The organism is Neobacillus sp. FW104-15D2 (genome assembly GCF_058790155.1).
In genome coordinates, this window is the sequence record NZ_JBYTCJ010000011.1 from 45,498 (window position 1) to 60,935 (window position 15,438).

Below are 15,438 nucleotides of genomic sequence, written 5' to 3' on the forward strand. Positions count from 1 at the left end.
AAAAGAAGGTGACGACATGTATTTATTCGCTAATGCAACAATTTATATTGGCCTGGCGATCGCTATTTATTCACTGCTCATTATGACACTGGGGATTAGTACAAAGAATCAAAAATTGGTCAACAGCGGAAAAGGAGGAGCACTGGCGTTATTTATATGCGCAGGAATGGCAATGCTTTCATTGTTTTACCTGCTGGGCACTTCCCAATTCAAGTACGAATATGTAAGAGATTATACAAGCAGCGAGCTTCCTGTCATTTATAAATTAACCGCTCTTTGGGCAGGCAATGCTGGATCATTGCTATTATGGACTTTCTTCCTCACTCTTTACATGCTCATGATTATCTACTCGAGAAAAATGAAGGGAAACCCAATGATCCCTTACATTATCTCCATTTTAATGGCAAATGCCATATTCTTTTTCTTTATCCTTGGATTTGTAGCAAAACCATTCCTTTTGCTGGATCAGATTCCAACTGAAGGTAAAGGTCTGAACCCGATGCTTCAAAATCCGGGTATGATTATCCATCCAGTGACGTTGTACCTCGGCTATGTAGGGCTTTCAGTACCATTTGCCTTTGCGATGGCTGCATTAATTATGAAAAACATGGACGATTTCTGGATAAAGATGACTAGACGCTGGACCATTATTGCCTGGCTCTTCCTAAGCCTCGGCAACATATTTGGCGGTCAATGGGCATATGTAGAGCTTGGATGGGGCGGATACTGGGCATGGGATCCTGTTGAAAATGCATCCTTTATGCCATGGCTTACTGCAACCGCATTCCTTCACTCCGTAATGATTCAGGAACGCAAAAACATGCTGAAGGTTTGGAATATCAGTTTAATTATCATCTCTTACGCCTTAACATTATTCGGTACTTTCCTTGTGCGAAGCGGCGTACTAACTTCGGTACATGCTTTTGCGAACTCTAATCTCGGATTGTACTTCCTGATTTTTATGGGCTTTGCAGTAATTGCTTCATTGTATGTGCTAATGAGCCGTTACAACCTGATTAAACGAAGTGCAGGAGAATTTACTTCCTTTGTTTCTAAAGAAAGCAGCTTTTTAATTAATAACCTTCTGTTAGTAGGAGCAGCATTCGCCGTTTTCTGGGGAACAATTTTCCCATTGGTTTCTGAAGCTGTTCGCGGAACCAAGGTTACAGTAGGAACGCCATTCTTTAATAAGGTTGAGGCACCGATTTTGTTATCAATGATGTTTGTGATGGCAGTTTGTCCACTGCTTGCATGGCACCGATCAACCATTAAAAACCTAAGGAAAAACTTCCTGCTTCCGGCAATTGTGGCCGTTATTGCGATGATTTTAATGGTTGTGCTTGGAATGACCAAAGCCTGGGCTGTAATTGGTTACGGTGTAATCGCTCTATTGCTTGTTACTCATTTTTTGGAATTCTATCGCGGAGTAAAAGCAAGAAGAAAGATGACCAAGGAAAATCCAATGCTTGCTTTATACCATTTGATGGTAAAAAACCGCCGTCGGTATGGAGGTTACTTAGTTCACTTGGGTATCGCTTGCATCACCATGGGTATTATCGGTTCACAAAACTATGATGCACAGACAATGAAAACTATTGAACTGGGCAAATCTATTGAGATTAATAATTACCGTATTAACTACGATAAGCTGGACCAGAAAAAAGAGGGTATTAACGATATTGTTTACGCTCAAGTAACAGTTTTCAGAGATGGAAAGCGGCTGGGAACCTATGAACCTGAAAAAGTCTTTTATGGCCATTGGGATCAGCCATCATCTGAAGTAGCGATTCTATCATCCTTTAAAGAAGATCTGTATATTGTCTTAAGCGCATGGGAAGATGACGGCCGGGCCACCTTTATTGTTAAGGTAAACCCAATGATGTCTTGGCTGTGGATCGGTTCTTTCATGATTGTAATCGGCTCGCTGTTTGCCGTTTGGAATGGCAGATACCAGAATGTGACTCCAAAATACACAGGAGTCCGCAGAGAGGTGATTTAAATTGAAAAACAAATTTATGGTTTCCTTGCTGGTATTGTTAGTCGCCCTCCAATGGCCATTCGTTCGTACAGAAGCGAGGCAGATAGATTATAAATCTCCCGAATTTCGGGCTGTAGCATCTCAGTTTGCCTGTACCTGCGGATGTGGCCAGGACCATTTTGAATGTGATCCGAACACATGCAATTTGACAAAGGAATTTAAAAAAGATCTTGTTGGTATGATGAACAAGGGAATGAATAAAGACCAGATTCGTGATTATTATGTAAAGATTTATGGCGAAGAAATTCTTACAGCTCCAGAAAAAAGCGGATTTAGCCTGGCCGCATGGATTCTGCCCTTCGCAGCATTGGCTGCAGCAGCAGTAGGGATCTATTTCATCATAAGAAAATGGGTGAGGCAAAAAGGTGAAACCGAACATTCCGCTGAGCACGTTGACAACGGTGATGAAGTGGAGGGTGAAATCCTTTCTTCCATTATTGATGAGGAACGTAAAAAGTATCTTTAGGATGTGAACAAAATGCAGGATATATCAATCATTTCGATGGGTTTCACAGCAGTTCTTGCCCTTGGCTGCCTTTTTCTGGTCCTCACTCCATTTTTTAAAATGGATGGTTATCTGAAACTTGGGACACAAATCCCGGAAGCAGCCAGTACGAAGGAAGCACTCTTAACAACACTAAATGAAATTGAGTTTGAGTATAAGATGGATAAAATCTCTGATAAAGATTATAAAGTGCTAAAACGTCAGTACGAAAGCCAGATTGCAAGCCTGATGAAGGAAGAAGAACAGCAGTCATTTAAGGCTGTAGATAAAGATTTAATGGATGAGGTTGAAAGAGAAATCGAAGTAACTATGAAAAGTTATAAAAAGAAAAAGGAGGGAGAAAAGTGATTAAAAAAATCACCCTCTTCCTCCTGGGTCTTCTCATTTTAATACCAATAAGTGCAATGGCTGCAGGAGATACGAAAATATCCATTGATATGCATTACCTGGTAGTGAGCCCTGCCGAAGATGGCAGTACAAATATGATGAACATGGTTAATTACACCAACCCATCCGCCGAGGCCTACAAGGGAGATGGAAAAAGTAAAGCGGTTTTAAATGTTTCACTCCCAGTTGGAGCAACGGATTTAAACTTCCTGGACAATAAAATAGCGATAGAACAAATCGATGGCGGTTTTATTACAACAGATCCTTTTCCGGGAAATCAAACACTTGTACTTCCATACAGCTATCGCATTCCAAAGGGCAAGGAAATAAACCTAAAATTTGACTATCCTGTTCAGATGATGCAAGTGCTTGTGCCAGAAGGAATGGGCAGTGTGGAGTTTAAAGGAGTTCAATCTACTTATCAGGGCCAATTTAAATTTGAAGACCAAAAATATGTTGGCTACAGTGTGGAAGGAATAAAGGCTGCCCAAGCATTTTCTATGGTTTATAACAAGGATAAACAGCCTCCTGCAGAAAGTACTGCACAGCAAAGCCAAACACAGAGTGAAAAAGCCAAATCTGGAAATGTAACACACTCTGCACCGCCTTTCCATAATCCAGGACATTTACGGATGTGGTCCCAGTCTCCATTACACCGATTTAATCCGCACATCTTTTTAATAATTATGCTGGCTATCCTTATCGGAGGGCTTTATTCTTACTTCTATTTTAGGCGAAAAGCAAGAAGGGAGGAAGAAAGATTAAATTCCGATAAAGAGGAACAGGCATTTAAGCATCTAATGGCCAAGCAAAAAGCAATTCTGGATAAGATACTTGAACTGGAAGAAATACATGAAAATGGTGAAATGAACGAAACAGCTTATCAGGCCAAACTGCAGGCCTACAAACAGCATTTAGTACAGGTGAAATTAAATCTGCGCCAATTTGTAGAGTGAAGCTGGAATGGAGGTGCAGCAGATGATTGAATTAAAAAAGCTTGTTAAACAGGCTGATAACAAATTAATTCTGCGGGGAATCGATCTCAAAATCGACAAGGGAGAAACAGTTGCCATTCTGGGGCCTAACGGAGCTGGGAAGAGTACCTTGCTGAAAGTATTGGCTACCCTTATCAAACCTACTTCAGGATTAGTGAAAATCAATGGCCTGGAGCTTCGGAAAAACCAATTGGAGATTAAAAAGCTTCAGGGATATTTGCCTCATTCCAGTTTGCTTTATGAACACTATTCACCGCTTGAAAATCTTGTTTTCTTTGGAAACCTGTATGGAATTAAAAATGCTCAAGAAAAGGCAATAGAACTCGTAAAAGAGGTAGGATTATCTTTCTTTTTAAATGAACCTGTGAAGAATTTTTCTAGGGGAATGATACAGAGAATTGCGATTGCCAGGGCCATTATTCATGAGCCCCCGCTTCTATTGCTCGATGAGCCACACACAGGTCTGGATCAGGGGGCAATATCAATATTAAATAATGTTATTCTCTCAATGAAAGACAAAGGAACTACTACATTAATGGTTACACATGACTTTAAGCAGGCAGCAGAGATATGTGACAGAATAATCATAATTAAAAATGGAAAAGTAGCTGACGATTTCCGCCTGGAAGAAAAGGAATTGGATACCGTATCGGAAAAATACCAGCTGCAGGTGGAGGGAGTCTCATGATTCGATCAGCCCTCTTAATTGCAAAGAAGGATTTATACTCTGAACTTAAGACGAAACAGGTATTAGCTACCATGATTATTTTTGCAGGGCTGGTTATCCTGGTTTTTAGCTTTGCATTTGACCCGGCTAATAATACAACGAAGGCGGTTATACCAGGTGTAATCTGGGTAATTATCGTTTTTTCCGGAATTCTTGGCCTTAACCGATCATTCATAAGTGAGCAGCGGAATGATACCATGCAGGGTCTAATGATAGCTCCATTGGATGCTTCAAGTATTTTTCTGGGAAAATTCCTGGCAAACTTCTCTATGATACTCGTTGTCGAACTGGTTTCACTGCCATTTTTATTTCTATTGTTTGATTTCAAAATGTATGGCGGTTTTGGCTATCTAATTTTGGTCCTGGTTATAGGAAGCTTTGGATTTATCAGTATAGGGACTTTTCTGGCAGCCCTTGCGGCAAATTCCAAGAGCAGTGAAATGCTGCTTCCGCTATTGTTGTTTCCCGTAACTAGTCCAATCTTAATTGGTGCCGTACAGGCTACTAAAATCATACTGACAAATATTGAAAAGCTATCAAGCGCTATGGCATGGATTCAGTTGATTTCAGCCTATGATGTTATATTCTTTGTACTTTGCTTTATATTAATCGATTATGTTTTGGAGGTGTAGAAGATGAGTGCAAATCTTGAGCGGGAAAAAGCCGCATTGCTGGCAGGCCAATCAGCGGCAGAAAAGGCCAGCCTGGTTCCTAAAATACTATTTGGCACCACTGTTGTCTCGATCTTGGCTTCTATATATTTTATATTCATATTTTCTTCTATTGAAAAAACAATGGGGGTAGTACAGAAAATTTTCTATTACCACGTTGCATCTGCATGGTGTGCGTTTCTTGCATTTTTCGTAACCTTTATTTTCAGTATCCTTTTCCTTGCAAAACGAAAAAGAATTTTTGATACTTATGCCTATGTGTCTGCTGAGATAGGGGTTGTGTTTACTACGATTGTTCTTACAACTGGTCCAATCTGGGCAAAATCTTCCTGGAATACCTGGTGGGCCTGGGAGCCGCGCCTTACTACTACGTTAATTCTGTGGTTCATTTATATGGCGTATATCATGATTCGCCAAATGGATGGTGTATGGGATAAAAAAGCGCGGCTGGCTTCTGTATTTGGCATTATTGGATTTATTGACGTACCGATTGTCTTCTTTGCCATCCGCTGGTGGCAATCCAAATTCCATCCAATTGTTTTCGGTAATGGCCCTTCACAAAAAGGAGGTGGAATAGAGCCTAATATGTTAGTAGCACTGCTGGTATCTATTACGGCATTAACACTTCTATACAGCTATCTCTTGCAAAAGGGAGTAACCCTTGAAAATATGAGAATTAAAGTTACACAGTATAAAGAAAAATTAAGAGAAGATCTCGAAAATTAGGAGGAGAAGGAAATGAACTTTGTATATGGAGCATACTCCGTTATCTGGCTAATTATTTTTGGGTATATGGTGATTTTAGGAAGACGCCAAAACAAGCTTAAGAAAGAAATCGAATTTTTAAAGCAACTTGACCGATAATCGGAAAGATCGGGCGTGCTTAAGCTGAAGTTTAACCCAGTAAGCTAAGCTCCGCTGCAAATCAGGAGGAAGAAAAATGAATCAGCGGATTATTAAATTGGTTATTATGATTTTGGTTGTTGGTATGTTTGCCTTTTTCGGTTACAGCATGGTGAGTAAAGCGAAGAAAACGGATGTCGGAGATAAGGCGTATAATTTTCAGCTTGAAAATTTAGAAGGAAAGCAGACTAAGCTTTCAGATTTTGAAGGGAAAATAATCGTACTCAATTATTTTGCCACATGGTGTGCTCCTTGCGTTGAAGAAGCGCCCGAACTTGGAGCCTTTGAGAAGGAATATGGGGATAAATATAAACTATTGATAATAGATAGAGGAGAAACCAGGGATAGAGTCAAAAAGTTCGTAGAAAAAAATAAAACAACGTCTACCTATTTATTCGATTACAATGCAAAGGTTTCTAAGGTTTATAATGTTACGGCCCAGCCAGAAACCTTTGTAATTGATAAAAAAGGAATTATCCGGGAGCACTACAATGGCCCGCTGACCGAAATGGAACTGTATAATATGGTCAAGAAATATGACAAGTAATAGCAAAAAGGATTAACTCTTAATGGGTTAATCCTTTTGTTATTTGACAGCTGTCTACTCGTTGCAAAGTGGCAGTAAGTGATTTCAACGCGGAACGGCCATTTTTGCTAAAAAGGCACTGCCACCTTTCTATATTGGACATGGCTAAAATATAGTGCCTGTTTCAAAATTAAACTAAAACGGCTAAAATCCGCGAATGGGAGTGGGTTTTTGCATATTAACAATGGGGTTTATCTATCCTTTAATAATAAAATTCCGCATGTACTGTGGCTTTGATTGAGATCTCACCCGGTTCGAAGGTTGTAGTGCTGACTCCTTTAACAAATGAAGTTTGCTCCTCAAAAACAGGTGAGGGACTTCCAGTTATTTCTGAAACTAAATAAGGAATCCTATTTAACTGTACTCTCAAAACCCCAGCAATTACCTCAGCCTTTTCAATAGCATCCGTAACAGCAGCTGCTAACGCTTGTCGATAATATTTCTGCTTTTGGCTGCTTTTAAATTCAATACGGGAAACATAATTCGCCCCATTCTTCACAGCAGTGTCAACAGTTACCCCAGCCTTCTCCAATTCATTAAGCCTTATTTCCAGTAAATGGGTCACCTTATATCCTCTGAAAATCTGCTGTCCATCCTTAAAATCATAATCTGCATCAATGCGGTAGTCATAGGTCCTTATCTTATTATTGGGAATACCAAGTGCTAAAAGTGACTGAATAACCATTTGGGATTTCCGCGCATTCTCCTGCTGGGCGCTAATAAGATCTTTATTTTCCGAGATAATTCCCAAATTAATCTGTGCTATATCAGGTTTAAGACTGACTTCTCCTTGTCCCTGAACTTTAATAGATTGTTTTCCGTCTGATAGCTGGCTTGGAACGCCCACAGGGTTTGGATAGTAGCCTCCGTACACAACAATCTCCTCCTCCATGTTTCCTCTATATAACTATGCGAAGACTTCCCCTTAAAATGACAGCCAAAAGAAGCAGAAGTTTATAGAATTGCTTGATTTGAAAGTCATAATGTGTACAGGCAGGCATACATTTTAAATAATGAGACAAGCGCCAGGGAGGAACTCTATGGAATCTATTCTTCGCTTTTTACCTAAAAATATCGCCGAAATGATTGACAAGATCCCGGCAGCCCAAAAAAGAGAAATAGAAGAAATCAGAATTCGTATCAATCGGCCTATAGAAATTACCATGAAAGGAATACCGCGTTTTATTGCCTATGTTATTCAACCTGAGGATGCCGCCCAGCTTTTGAATAAAATCAGTCAGTTTTCTCTTTATACCATGGAGGAAGAATTGAAGCGAGGTTATATCACAGTAGCCGGTGGCCACCGTATTGGACTTGCGGGAAAGGTGATTTTAGAGGCCGGAATGGTAAAAGCCATTCGAGATATTTCCTCTTTTAATATTAGGATTGCAAAAGAAAAAATAGGAATCGCAGATCCGTTAATCCCTTTTATAAGAGAGGGCAACTGGCTTCATGCCATGATTATTGGTCCTCCCCAGACAGGCAAAACAACCTTGCTGAGGGATATCGCAAGGGTTATATCAACAGGCGACCAAAATATCCGTGCTGAAAAGGTAGGAATAGTGGATGAGCGCTCAGAGATAGCTGGATGCATTAATGGAGTTCCACAATTAACCTTTGGCCCAAGAGTAGATATCCTGGATGCATGTCCAAAGGCTGAAGGCATGATGATGATGATACGTTCCATGAGTCCTGATGTACTTATTGTTGACGAAATCGGAAGGAAAGAAGATGCAGAGGCAATTATGGAGGCAGTCAATGCTGGCATAAGGCTTATTATGACCACGCATGGAAGTTCCCTTCAAGAAATAAGAAACAGACCATCATTAAAGGAAATCCTTGAAAGAGAAATTTTTCAAAGATTTATCCTGTTAAACCGTGATCAGGGACCCGGTACCATAACCAAAATACTCGATGGGAGCGGTAAAGAAATGACTTACAGAGTGAGCAGAAGTTAAATGATAAAAATTATTGGAGCCATTTTCATTATTTGCGCGACAACCTGGACTGGTTTTGAGGCATCAAGGCATTTGAGCGAAAGACCGAAACAGCTTCGGCAGTTAAAATCAGCACTTCAGTCATTAGAGGCAGAAATAATGTATGGGCATACACCCCTTCATGAGGCGGCGAGGAGGCTGAGTGCTCAGCTTACAAAGCCTTTGTCCTGGTTTTTTGAAACCTTTGCAAACAAATTAACCAGTACCGAAACTACTGTGAAGGATGCTTGGGAGGAAAGTTTAAGTGAAGTCTGGAAAATGACAGCATTAAAGCAGGGGGAGTACGAAATCATGAAGCAATTCGGTGAAACCCTTGGCCGCCATGATCGCGTCTCTCAGCAAAAACAAATTATGCTTGCTCTGACCCACCTTGAAAGGGAAGAAGCAGATGCGTATGAAAGGCAATCTAAATACGAAAAGATGGTGAAAAGTCTCGGATTCCTGTCCGGATTATTACTCATCATTTTATTAATCTAGGAGGAAAAACGATGGGATTGGAAGTCGATATCATCTTTAAAATTGCTGGAGTCGGAATTGTTGTTGCTTTTTTGCATACCATTCTCGACCAGGTCGGAAAAAAGGAATACGCACAATGGGTTACCCTTTTCGGGTTCATATATATCCTGTTTCAAGTGGCCTCCATCGTTGATGACCTCTTTCAAAAAATTAAATCCGTCTTTTTATTCCAATAGAAAGGGGGAGATCCGCCATTGAAATCCTAAAGATTGTTGGAATTGCATTGGTTGCTACTTTTCTGGCTCTGATAATAAAAGAACAAAAGCCTAATTTTGCTTTTCTCCTTGTTGTCTTTACTGGCTGTTTTATTTTTCTTTTTCTGGTAGATAAGATCTCTGAAGTAATTTTAATGCTCGAAAAGCTGGCCATTAATGCAAAGGTCAATATGGTTTATGTGGAAACAATATTAAAAATTATTGGGATTGCCTATATTGCTGAGTTTGCCTCGCAAATAACAAAGGATGCTGGACAGGGAGCAATTGCATCAAAAATTGAGTTGGCTGGAAAAATTTTAATTCTTGCCATGGGTATTCCAATCCTGACTGTCATGATTGAAACCATCATAAAAATGATTCCGGGATAAGAGCTGGGCTAATTGATAAAACGAGGTGAAAAAATGAAGCAGCGGATGCGGATTATTCCTATTATCATACTTGTATTTTTATTCTTACACATTCCCGGTGTACAAGCAGCAGAAAAAACAGAGGGTGCTAATCCCGTTTCTACAGAAGCTATGGTTGATTCCCAGTTGAAGACTCTCGATTTTACTGAGTTGAAAAGCTACTGGGAGGAGATCACCGACAAATACGGGGGATTTTTGCCAGAAAGCCAGAAAGGAAGCCTATACGATTTTATCAAAGGTGATAAAAAATTTTCCTTTAAGCAATGGTTTAATGGGATCTTCAAATTCGCATTCCAAGAATTTCTAGCAAACGGAAAGCTGCTAGGATCTCTTGTTATGCTGACGGTTTTCAGTATGCTTCTCCAGTCCATGCAAAATGCCTTTGAAAAAAGCACAATCAGTAAGGTAGCCTATTCCATTGTTTTTATGGTTCTGGTCATTATAGCCTTAAACAGTTTTCACGTTGCCATTGATTATACAAATGAAACGATCGGAACCATGATTTCCTTCGTACTTGCACTTATTCCGCTGCTTCTAGCGTTAATAGCATCCTCTGGCGGAGTCGTTTCAGCAGCTTTTTTTCATCCAGTAATTCTTTTCCTTATGAATACTTGCGGATTGTTTATTCAATATGTTGTCTTACCCCTGCTCTTTTTGGCAGCCCTTCTCAGTATAGTCAGCACAATGTCGGAGCATTACAAGGTCAGCCAGTTAGCCAATCTACTCAGAAATTGGAGCATAGGTCTTCTTGGCATGTTCCTGACAATCTTTCTCGGTGTTATTTCTGTTCAGGGGGCTTCTGCTGCTATCACAGATGGAGTAGCAATTAGGACAGCTAAATTTGTTACAGGTAACTTTGTTCCTGTCATTGGACGAGTATTCACAGATGCTGCCGATACAGTTATCAGTGCCTCTGTTCTTTTAAAAAACACAGTAGGAATTGCTGGTGTTGCTATTCTATTAATCATCGCTGCTTTTCCGGCAATTAAGATATTAATGATTGCCTTCACATATAAATTTGCAGCGGCGATTCTGCAGCCGCTCGGTGGCGGGCCGATCATTTCCTGCCTGGATATTATAAGTAAAAGTGTCATTTATGTATTTGCTGCCCTTGGTATCGTGTCACTAATGTTCTTTCTGAGCATTACGGTCATTGTGGCGGCGGGGAATTTGACAATGATGATGAGGTAGGAGGGATTAACGTGAGTTATTTAATCGAATGGGTTACTAATATTATCATGTTCATTCTGCTTGCTACCGTTATTGACATGCTCCTTCCCAGCTCCAGCATGCAAAAATATATCAAAATTGTCACAGGCCTTCTATTAATTGCGATCATTCTTACTCCTGTTTTAAAGCTAATTTCAAAGGATTTCGAATCCTCTTTCTCTTCCATTACTAGTCTTAAGGCACCAGGGGAAAAAAATAATATAGAAAATTTAATAGAATTCAAGAAAAAAGAAATACAAGCCTCACAGCGTGCATATATTTTAGAACAAATGGCTGTCCAGCTAAAAAAGGGTGTAGAGGGGGAATTGATGGACCAGTTTGGGTTAGAAATTGCAAAAATAGATATTTTAGCAGATGAAAAGACCAAACAAACCTTTCCTGATAACCTTCAAAGGGTTTCGGTTCTTCTGAAGCATCCAGATAAACAAATTGAGACGGTTGAAGCAGTAAAGCAAATCACCATTGATACAGAAACGCCTCTTTCAACAAAACAAGACTCAGAACCGGCAAAAAAGATCGCTGCTTTTCTTTCGCAGGAATGGAATGTCTCTGAAAAAGCTATCCAAGTTTCAATTGAAGGGGGGCGGACCAACAAAAATGGATAAAGATAAAGGCCCATTATCATGGTTAAAGAAATGGACAGCAAATCTAAACAACACGGAAGGCAAAAAAGGAAAATACCAATATATGATTTTAGTTCTCTGTATTGGTGCGGCATTTATGCTGGCTGGAAATATGCTTTTTAAAAATAAAAACGCCGAATCAGCACTTCCGGCAATGAAACTAAATTCAACACAAAAAACAGAGGATGTACCGACCTTTGGTGTGAAAAAGGATTCCTCCGGTACGAGCATTGCGGATTATGAACGGGCATATGAAAGACAAATTAAAGAAGCCCTCAATTCCATGCTCGGCGTTAGAGATGTGACGGTGGTTGTTAATATAGATTCCTCAGAATCAAAGGTTTTGGAAAAAAATAAAGTACTTAAGAACCAAACTACAGATGAGATCGATCGGGAAGGCGGAAAACGAAAGGTTGAGGACTCTTCTGTTGATGAACAGTTGGTTATCATTCGCAACGGTGACAAGGAGGTCCCGATTGTTATAGAAACAAAAAAACCAACCATTCGGGGTGTTCTGGTAGTAGCAAAAGGTGCCCAAAATATACAAGTGAAAAAATCAATAATTGAAGCAGTAACGAGGGCACTGGATGTTCCAAGCCATCGTGTGGCCGTAATGGCTAAAAAATAAAAGGGGGATTTATAAATGTTATTGAAAAAACAAACTGTCTGGCTGTTAACAATGTTGTCTTTAGTAGTGGTACTATCGGTTTACTATATTACGTCTCCTGAGCAAAAGGGTTCAGATCTGGCAACAGTAGAACAGAAAGCCAAAGACCAAACAATTAAAAAACAAACTCCTATTGCAGATAAAGCCGAAGGGAAAACAGTGGTTTCTACAGAAGCAAGCGATGAGGTTTTTGAAACACTCCGCCTTGAGCTTAATGACAAACGCAACCAGCAGCTTGAATCCTTAAGGGATGAAGTAGGCTCCACAGATCTTCCGCCTGCCAAACGCAGTGAAGCTTACGACCAAATGAAGAAATTAAACGAAACAGCCCAAAAAGAAGAAGTACTAGAAACATTGATCAAAGCAATGGGGTATGAAGATGCACTGGTACGTGCTGATGGCGAACAGGTACGTATTACCGTAAAGTCCAAAACAAAGCATTCAGCTAAAGCTGCCAACGAAATTATCCGTCAGGTTAAGAGCGAATTCAGTGACATGAATTATGTTGCCGTAGAATTCCAGCCATCAAAATAAAACAATAATGACTGTGCCAAAGATGGGACAGTTTAGACTGTAGACAAACTCGAAGATAATCGAGCTTGCCTACAGTCTTTTTTCTTTTTAAAATGATATTAAGTAAAAGACTCTTTGATTTGCGCTGTGGGTGGACGCTTTCCGGAAAGCAAGAACCTGGAGCGCAAATCACTCCTTCCAAATGAATTTTTCTAAAAATTAAAGGCAGCGAGTTCTGTCTCGCTGCCTTTTGCCGACACTCTGGGCTTTCCCAAAGATGGGAAAGCTTTTTTTATATGTTTTAAACCTTTAATTCTTGTAAACTTCTCTACCTAACAAGCGCTATAAACTTGATAAAAAAACAAGAATATTTCACATTTATTGCAGAAAAGGTTAAGATGGAAATAAGTGATTTTTCAAAATGGATTACAGAAAAAAGTAACCCAAGATTGAACAGTTACAAGGAATTATCGTATAGTATTAGTATCTAGTCATAATACATAGGGTAATAAAAGCAACACCTGACTGGATCCTTTTCAAATCAAAACTATTTTAAAAAGGTAGACAAGGAGTGCTTTGAAAATGTTAAAGGTACAAGAAATCCGTGAACTAATAAAACTGGTTGATCAATCCTGTATTGACGAGTTTGTATTTGAGCATGAAGGCTCAACAATTAAAATGAAAAAGAACGCAACCGCAGTTACTCCAGCAGCAGCACCAGTAGCAGCAGCTCAGCCCGCACCGGCGGTCCAGCAAGCAGCAGCTCCAGCCCCTGCTCCATTACAGCAGGAAACAACTCAGGAGGCGGCTCCAGAAGCGGTTAAAGAACAGGAGAACGCAAATCTTCATAAGATTACCTCTCCGATGGTCGGAACCTTCTATGGATCTCCATCACCAGAAGCAGATGAATATGTAAAAGTCGGATCAAGAGTTACAAAGGACTCCGTTGTTTGTATCGTTGAGGCAATGAAACTATTTAACGAAATCGAAGCTGAAGTTGACGGGGAAATTGTAGAAGTGCTTGTGAAAAGTGGCCAGCTTGTAGAATATGGTCAGCCTTTATTTTTAGTAAAAGCCTGAATAAGGAGCGGTAATAAATGATAAAGAAACTGTTAATAGCAAACAGAGGGGAAATTGCAGTAAGAATTATCCGTGCCTGCCGCGAGATGGGCATTGAAACAGTTGCTGTATTTTCCGAAGCAGACAGGGAAGCCCTGCACGTTCAGCTTGCTGATGAAGCATATTGCATCGGTCCTGTTTCCTCCAAAGACAGCTATTTGAATTTTACCAATATAATTAGTGTAGCAAATATGACTGGGTGCGACGCGGTTCATCCTGGTTACGGATTTTTGGCAGAGAATGCAGACTTTGCTGAGCTATGCCGTGAATGTAATATTACATTCGTTGGTCCAAGTCCCGAAGCTATTACAAAAATGGGAACAAAGGATATTGCCCGTGAAACAATGAAAGAGGCAGGAGTACCAATCGTCCCTGGATCGACTGGCATTATCAAAGATACAGACGAGGCTTTGGAACTTGCTTCAAAGATTGGTTTCCCGGTTATTATCAAAGCGACTGCCGGCGGTGGAGGTAAGGGTATCCGCGTGGCTAGAGATGAACAAGAATTAATTAAGGGTATCAATATTACCCAGCGGGAAGCCTTAACTGCTTTTGGCAATGCGGGAGTATATATTGAAAAATACATTGAAGACTTCCGTCATGTTGAAATTCAGGTAATGGCCGACTCCTACGGGAACACTATTCACCTAGGAGAACGGGACTGCTCCATTCAGCGAAGACTCCAAAAATTGCTAGAGGAATCACCTTCGCCAGCACTTGATGGAGAAATTCGGGAAGAAATGGGAAATGCAGCTGTAAAAGCTGCAAAAGCAGTTGATTATACAGGCGCTGGCACGGTAGAATTTATTTATGACTATCGCAATCGTAAGTTCTACTTCATGGAAATGAACACGAGGATCCAGGTAGAACACCCAGTTACTGAAATGGTTACTGGAGTTGACCTGATAAAGGAACAAATTAAAGTAGCCTCCGGGGAAAAGCTGAAATTGTCACAGGAGGATGTCACTTTTTCAGGATGGGCAATTGAATGCAGGATAAATGCGGAAAACCCTGAAAAGAATTTTATGCCTTCCGCAGGAAAAATCAATATGTATCTCCCTCCTGGAGGTCTTGGGGTACGTATCGATTCTGCTGCCTATCCGGGGTATTCAATTCCTCCGTATTATGATTCAATGATTGCGAAGGTTATTGCGTACGGAAGCACTCGTGAGGAAGCTATTTCAAGAATGAAAAGGGCTCTTGGCGAGTTCGTAGTAGAAGGAATCCATACGACCATACCATTCCATCTTAAATTGCTTGATCACGAAAAATTTGTGGAGGGGCAATTTAATACTAAATTTCTTGAAATGTATGATGTGATGAAGTCTTAACGAAATAA

General features: G+C 40.2%; 20 protein-coding genes. 19 read left to right on the plus strand and 1 reads right to left on the minus strand.

What is annotated here, in order from left to right; all coding sequences use genetic code 11:
• The first annotated feature begins 16 nt into the window (after positions 1-16).
• From AC3WR0_RS10730 to AC3WR0_RS10770, 9 genes are all read left to right on the plus strand, one after another.
• Positions 17-1,999 (plus strand): heme lyase CcmF/NrfE family subunit, encoded by a 1,983-nt coding sequence (locus AC3WR0_RS10730; protein WP_492552310.1) that lies wholly within the window; start codon positions 17-19, stop codon positions 1,997-1,999.
• A gap of 1 nt (position 2,000) precedes the next feature.
• Positions 2,001-2,504 carry a cytochrome c-type biogenesis protein CcmH gene (locus tag AC3WR0_RS10735; protein WP_492552311.1) on the plus strand — a complete coding sequence of 168 codons (504 nt, stop codon included), beginning with the start codon at positions 2,001-2,003 and terminating at the stop codon, positions 2,502-2,504.
• Positions 2,505-2,516: 12 nt separating this feature from the next.
• A complete protein-coding gene (locus AC3WR0_RS10740) occupies positions 2,517-2,891 on the plus strand; it encodes a hypothetical protein (protein WP_492552312.1) in 375 nt (124 codons plus the stop codon).
• Positions 2,888-3,886 carry a hypothetical protein gene (locus AC3WR0_RS10745; protein WP_492552313.1) on the plus strand — a complete coding sequence of 333 codons (999 nt, stop codon included), beginning with the start codon at positions 2,888-2,890 and terminating at the stop codon, positions 3,884-3,886. The genes AC3WR0_RS10740 and AC3WR0_RS10745 overlap by 4 nt, the downstream gene beginning before the upstream one ends.
• 22 nt (positions 3,887-3,908) lie before the next feature.
• Complete coding sequence (gene ccmA / locus AC3WR0_RS10750; protein ID WP_492552314.1) at positions 3,909-4,613, plus strand: heme ABC exporter ATP-binding protein CcmA; 705 nt, start codon at positions 3,909-3,911, stop codon at positions 4,611-4,613.
• Positions 4,610-5,284, plus strand: coding sequence for a heme exporter protein CcmB (locus AC3WR0_RS10755; protein ID WP_492552315.1), 675 nt, complete (start codon positions 4,610-4,612; stop codon positions 5,282-5,284). The genes ccmA and AC3WR0_RS10755 overlap by 4 nt, the downstream gene beginning before the upstream one ends.
• Positions 5,285-5,287: 3 nt before the next feature.
• On the plus strand, positions 5,288-6,049 hold the full coding sequence (locus tag AC3WR0_RS10760; RefSeq protein ID WP_492552316.1) for a cytochrome c biogenesis protein: 762 nt from the start codon (positions 5,288-5,290) through the stop codon (positions 6,047-6,049).
• 12 nt (positions 6,050-6,061) lie between these two features.
• Complete coding sequence (locus AC3WR0_RS10765; RefSeq protein ID WP_081679950.1) at positions 6,062-6,187, plus strand: CcmD family protein; 126 nt, start codon at positions 6,062-6,064, stop codon at positions 6,185-6,187.
• Positions 6,188-6,263: 76 nt separating this feature from the next.
• On the plus strand, positions 6,264-6,773 hold the full coding sequence (locus tag AC3WR0_RS10770) for a TlpA family protein disulfide reductase (protein WP_492552317.1): 510 nt from the start codon (positions 6,264-6,266) through the stop codon (positions 6,771-6,773).
• Positions 6,774-7,014: 241 nt separating this feature from the next.
• Here AC3WR0_RS10770 and AC3WR0_RS10775 read toward each other — a convergent pair whose 3' ends face one another.
• On the minus strand, positions 7,015-7,686 hold the full coding sequence (locus AC3WR0_RS10775) for an SIMPL domain-containing protein (RefSeq protein WP_492552318.1): 672 nt from the start codon (positions 7,684-7,686) through the stop codon (positions 7,015-7,017).
• A 166-nt stretch (positions 7,687-7,852) separates the two neighbouring features.
• Between AC3WR0_RS10775 and spoIIIAA the strand changes: the two genes are divergently transcribed.
• The 10 genes from spoIIIAA (at position 7,853) to accC (ending at position 15,430) form a co-directional block, all read left to right on the plus strand.
• The gene (gene spoIIIAA, locus AC3WR0_RS10780) at positions 7,853-8,770 is read left to right on the plus strand and encodes a stage III sporulation protein AA (protein WP_492552319.1); all 918 of its coding nucleotides are present in this window, start codon (positions 7,853-7,855) and stop codon (positions 8,768-8,770) included.
• A complete protein-coding gene (gene spoIIIAB / locus AC3WR0_RS10785; protein WP_027320104.1) occupies positions 8,771-9,286 on the plus strand; it encodes a stage III sporulation protein SpoIIIAB in 516 nt (171 codons plus the stop codon).
• An 11-nt stretch (positions 9,287-9,297) separates the two neighbouring features.
• Complete coding sequence (gene spoIIIAC, locus AC3WR0_RS10790) at positions 9,298-9,501, plus strand: stage III sporulation protein AC (RefSeq protein WP_027320105.1); 204 nt, start codon at positions 9,298-9,300, stop codon at positions 9,499-9,501.
• 17 nt (positions 9,502-9,518) lie between these two features.
• Positions 9,519-9,908: a stage III sporulation protein AD gene (gene spoIIIAD / locus AC3WR0_RS10795; protein WP_196814276.1), complete on the plus strand. Its 390-nt coding sequence runs from the start codon at positions 9,519-9,521 to the stop codon at positions 9,906-9,908.
• Between the two features lie 33 nt (positions 9,909-9,941).
• Complete coding sequence (gene spoIIIAE / locus AC3WR0_RS10800) at positions 9,942-11,138, plus strand: stage III sporulation protein AE (protein WP_492552320.1); 1,197 nt, start codon at positions 9,942-9,944, stop codon at positions 11,136-11,138.
• 11 nt (positions 11,139-11,149) lie between these two features.
• Entirely contained in the window at positions 11,150-11,782 is a 633-nt protein-coding gene (spoIIIAF, locus tag AC3WR0_RS10805; protein WP_027320108.1) for a stage III sporulation protein AF, read from the plus strand.
• Complete coding sequence (spoIIIAG, locus tag AC3WR0_RS10810) at positions 11,775-12,428, plus strand: stage III sporulation protein AG (protein WP_027320109.1); 654 nt, start codon at positions 11,775-11,777, stop codon at positions 12,426-12,428. Before spoIIIAF ends, spoIIIAG begins: the two co-directional genes overlap by 8 nt.
• A gap of 15 nt (positions 12,429-12,443) precedes the next feature.
• A complete protein-coding gene (locus AC3WR0_RS10815; RefSeq protein ID WP_492552321.1) occupies positions 12,444-13,001 on the plus strand; it encodes a SpoIIIAH-like family protein in 558 nt (185 codons plus the stop codon).
• Positions 13,002-13,562: 561 nt separating this feature from the next.
• Positions 13,563-14,060, plus strand: a complete 498-nt coding sequence (accB, locus tag AC3WR0_RS10820) for an acetyl-CoA carboxylase biotin carboxyl carrier protein (RefSeq protein WP_492552322.1) — start codon at positions 13,563-13,565, stop codon at positions 14,058-14,060.
• 17 nt (positions 14,061-14,077) lie between these two features.
• Positions 14,078-15,430: an acetyl-CoA carboxylase biotin carboxylase subunit gene (gene accC, locus AC3WR0_RS10825; RefSeq protein WP_492552323.1), complete on the plus strand. Its 1,353-nt coding sequence runs from the start codon at positions 14,078-14,080 to the stop codon at positions 15,428-15,430.
• The last annotated feature ends 8 nt before the right edge of the window (positions 15,431-15,438 follow it).